Consider the following 2,387-nt stretch of genomic DNA (forward strand, 5'->3'; position numbering starts at 1 on the left):
CTAACAACTACTCTTTGGTAGAGAAGAGTCCTCTCGAGTACTCCACCTATGGGTATAACCCTTAGAAACCCGTCATCCTCGATGTGAGAGATGAATAACCCTATTTCATCCATGTGGGCTGCGATCATGATTTTACCAGAGCCCTTAGAGCCCTTCCTATATCCAACTACGTTCCCCCATACGTCTATCCATAGTTTATCTACATGAGACTTCATCAACTCGGCAACGAGGTCTTTCACCGGGTCTTCTCTCCCACTAGGAGCATGAAGGCTGGTTAGCTTCTTAATTAACTCTATGTACTGGCCCCTCCATTCCAAGGTGTTCACCAGTGTAGATATATAGTTTACATGTAGAATAAAAATATACCTTGATCAGTGGAAGAGAATGCTCAATACTTTCTCTGTATCAAGTAGCTTATTATAGTTTGGTAACTCGATTACATTACTGCCTATCAACGCAGATACTCGCCCCTTTTTATCGAAACCATATAGAATATACATCGAGTCCACTTCAGCCCTTAAAACACCGTTTTCAAATCCGAGCAGCTTTAGCAACTCCATAACGATCTTATACCTTGTTAAACTCCCCCAATAAGAGCCCTCTTCCTGGAGTTCGTCCCGCTGACGAGGCAGAATTAATCCTAGAAGCATGCCTCTAAACGATATTTTTTTCTGGCTCTTTTCCCTCTCACTGATTAACTCCTTCATACTATGCCTTGCAGACTCATATAGGTTTAGGAGGTATTCCTCAACTCCTTTCTTACTACAGGTGTCCCTATCAGCGTTTACGGTTCTAAAGCTCTTACCTGTGCCGGGCATTATTTCTCCCGGGCTCGTTTTTGAATTATATGAGAGTAGGAGCCTAGATTCAGGCTTGTCGCTCTTGGAGTAATTGTGAAAGAAGCAGTCAATGCAGTAAAAGGTGTCAGAGTTATATGGTTTAACAATAGCTGTTTCAACCCATATGCATTGATATATGCTTCCGCATTTATCAACTAATCTCTCAGCAACACCTATAAAGCCCTTCACATCAGATCCCTCTATAATGTTACTAATGTTATTATGATGCCCTTATTGATTTTCTAGAATTGTTAAGCCTATATTATACATTTAGCAAGCCCAGCAGCGTAAATACATTCACTACAGCCTACTTCATTACCATAGCAGTCGAAGATGTTTTCATCAACGTACCAGCAGTTAAACGTTGATAGATTGCAGTCTGAGCACCAGGGTATGTTCTTAGAGAATTCTTTTCTAGTATTCCTGAACTTAACGTATTCGGGCTTTAACCATATATCTCTTAAATGTTCCCTCCATAGGTTGCCGAAGATGACCCTACGGATAATCTTATAGTGGTTGTTTATGAATAACGGGTGCTCATATGCTAGATCCATACATGGAGATATTAGTCCATCATACCTTATATATGCATAATCCTTATCGATATAGGGACATGTACGCTTAAGTGCATCGGCGTAGACGCCTGGTGCATTAATGATCAATCCCCTCTCCTTTCCTTTCGCCTTAGCCTCACCCAGGATTCTTATGGTTTCCTCAAGTATGTTTTTCCTCTCTAATGCCTGTCTGATATTGAATATGTTTAAGCTGTATCCCTTCTCCACTGCTTTATTGTATATTTCATTATATATTGTATACCACTTCAACTCCTGGCTTGAGTACTGGCTCTCAACGGTCTCTCTAAAGGCTAAGTGAGATATTTTCTCCCATTTCTCTAGACCAATATCCTCTATAAGTCTAACAGGGTATTCGCTGGACAAGCTATAAAGGATTTGATCTGCCAGGGTACTCGTGTATGTCACCAGGTGACTTATAGTTAACTCGCTGATCCCTAGCTCCACAGCCTTATCGACTAGGCTGGGTAACTCCGCTAGATTTTCACGCATTAACACGGTTGCTATACTTATCTTGCCATCGTATTTACTAGCTATCTTCACTGATTCAGCTAGATGCTGGAAGAGAGTAAGAGAGTATTGTGAAACACCTACTCGTATCTTGTTTAACTTGACAAGATCGTTGCTATCAATGCTGAACACTAATTCGTTAAGTCCATTTCTAAATAATTTATCAACAAGCTCTGGTGTAGCTAGGGAGCCGTTTGTCACTACCAGTATATGAGTTGAACTACCATGCTTCTCCCTATATTCCTTGATAAAAGCTGGAAGCTCTGGATGTAGCAATGGTTCACCGAACCCGTAAAGTGCTAATCTCTCTAATGCATCATCGATTTCATTAACTATTTTACTGAATAGCCTAGGGCTCAGTAAACCATATTTTTCGTCCTTCCAGGTTCTCCTTACACACATTATACAGGTGAAGTTACAATTATTGGTGACCTCCACCTGTAGACTACGTGGCATCTTACTCATT

The 2,387-nt window shown here is 40.8% G+C and carries 2 protein-coding genes and 1 pseudogene; all 3 read right to left on the minus strand.

Features of this window, described 5'->3' with window-relative positions:
- A pseudogene (locus ACP5N5_RS06650) lies at positions 1–326 on the minus strand (M42 family peptidase); the annotation flags it as partial.
- Positions 327–371: 45 nt separating this feature from the next.
- The gene (locus ACP5N5_RS06655; protein ID WP_012608257.1) at positions 372–1,028 is read right to left on the minus strand and encodes a hypothetical protein; all 657 of its coding nucleotides are present in this window, start codon (positions 1,026–1,028) and stop codon (positions 372–374) included.
- 68 nt (positions 1,029–1,096) lie between these two features.
- The coding region (locus ACP5N5_RS06660) for a radical SAM protein (protein ID WP_428134324.1) at positions 1,097–2,387 on the minus strand (1,291 nt) is incomplete at its 5' end.

Origin of the sequence: Desulfurococcus sp. (genome assembly GCF_049970475.1) — an archaeon.
GTDB lineage: Archaea > Thermoproteota > Thermoprotei_A > Sulfolobales > Desulfurococcaceae > Desulfurococcus > Desulfurococcus amylolyticus.